This window comes from Ligilactobacillus agilis DSM 20509 (assembly GCF_001436215.1).
Classification (GTDB): Bacteria; Bacillota; Bacilli; order Lactobacillales; family Lactobacillaceae; genus Ligilactobacillus; species Ligilactobacillus agilis.
Map to the genome: position 1 here is coordinate 1 of NZ_AYYP01000038.1, position 273 is coordinate 273.

A 273-nucleotide genomic window follows, 5' to 3' on the forward strand; every position below is an offset into this window, starting at 1 on the left:
ATTAATAATAAAACTATCCAACAATGGTGTCTATTATACAAATATCAAGGAATTGAAGGACTTAAAAGTAAACGTACTAACCAAAGTTATACTCTTAACTTTAAAATTTCTTTAGTTACAGCATTTATGGAATCAGGAGATTCTTTACTAAACTTCGCAATAAAAAATGGATTAAAATCTCATACACAACTATATAACTGGATAAAGCGGTATAATGAAGGTACCTTAAAGGCTTATCAGCCTAGAAAGAGAGACCTAAATTTGACTAAAAAA

1 protein-coding gene is annotated in these 273 nt (G+C 28.2%); it reads left to right on the plus strand.

Features of this window, described 5'->3' with window-relative positions; translation table 11 throughout:
• Positions 1 to 273 (plus strand): helix-turn-helix domain-containing protein (locus FC14_RS10880; RefSeq protein ID WP_235804509.1); only part of this gene is annotated, 273 nt, incomplete at both ends.